This is a genomic window from Mesorhizobium sp. M7A.F.Ca.CA.002.05.1.1 (assembly GCF_003998335.1).
Taxonomy (GTDB): domain Bacteria; phylum Pseudomonadota; class Alphaproteobacteria; order Rhizobiales; family Rhizobiaceae; genus Mesorhizobium.
The window spans coordinates 1-1,196 of record NZ_RZQI01001288.1; the positions used below are offsets into that span (position 1 = coordinate 1).

At 64.4% G+C, this 1,196-nt stretch carries 2 protein-coding genes; one reads left to right on the forward strand and one right to left on the reverse strand.

The genetic code is table 11. The annotated features are described in order from the left end of the window. On the forward strand, nt 1-872 hold an 872-nt coding region (locus EN939_RS34950; RefSeq protein ID WP_127271919.1), incomplete at its 5' end, for a PDZ domain-containing protein. A gap of 49 nt (nt 873-921) precedes the next feature. On the opposite strand, the gene EN939_RS34955 is transcribed toward EN939_RS34950, so the two are convergent. Continuing rightward, on the reverse strand, nt 922-1,196 hold a 275-nt coding region (locus EN939_RS34955), incomplete at its 5' end, for a GNAT family N-acetyltransferase (protein WP_164751546.1).

The following is a 1,196-nucleotide window of genomic DNA, read 5'->3' on the forward strand; positions in this document are numbered from 1 at the left end:
CCTATGATGACTTCATCCAGACCGATGCCGCGATCAACCGCGGCAATTCCGGCGGACCGCTGTTCAACAGCGCCGGCGAAGTCATCGGCATCAACACGGCGATCATTTCGCCTTCCGGCGGTTCGATCGGCATCGGCTTTTCCATCCCCGCCCAGCTCGCGTCCGGCGTCGTCGACCAGTTGCGCCAGTTCGGCGAGACGCGGCGCGGCTGGCTGGGCGTGCGCATCCAGCCGGTGACCGACGACATCGCCGAAAGCCTCGGCATGGCGACCGCCAGGGGCGCGCTGGTCGCCGGCGTGATCAAGGGTGGCCCGGTCGACAATGGCACCATCCAAGCGGGCGACGTCGTCATCAAGTTCGACGGCAAGGACATCCATGAGATGCGCGATCTGCCGCGCGTCGTCGCCGAAAGCCCGGTTGGCAAGGCGGTCGATGTGCTCATCGTGCGCAAGGGTGTCGAGCAGACCGTGAAAGTGACGCTCGGCCGGCTCGAGGATGGCGAGAAGCTCGCCAGCAGTGAGGAGGGCAGCAACACCGATCAGGACAAGGGCGACAAGGCTCCGGCCGTTTCCACTGCTTCGGTGCTCGGCATGACGGTCGGCGAACTGAACGACGAGACACGCAAGAAGTTCAGCATTGCGGCCGATGTTTCGGGCGTCGTCATCACCGACGTCACCAAGGACTCGGCCGCCGCCGAACGCGGCATCCAGCCCGGCGAGGTGATCACCGAGATCGCGCAGGAATCGGTCGCCACGCCCAAGGACGTCATGGACCGGATCGGCGCCTTGAAGGAACAGGGGCGCAAGAATGCGCTCTTGATGCTGGCCTCGAAGACCGGCGAGCTCAGGTTCGTGACGATCCGGATGGACTGAGATCCGGAAGATGCGGCGAAAAAATCCTCATCTTGAATGGAAAGGGCGGCTAGCGGGCCGCCCTTTTTCTTGCCTGCCAGTCTTGGCGCGACAGTCTGTACAGGACATGGCGCTTGAGCGCGGGATGGCTGTCGGGAATGCTGGGGTGGTCGAAATCGCCGGACGGATCCGCGCTCATGCCGAGGCGTTGCATGACGGCGGTGGAGCGGCGGTTGGCCGCGACGGCGAATGACACGATTTCATCGAGGCCAAGCGTCTCGAAGCCGTAGGCCAGCCACGCTTCGGCTGCCTCGGTGACATAGCCCTTGCCCCAGAACTCAGGTG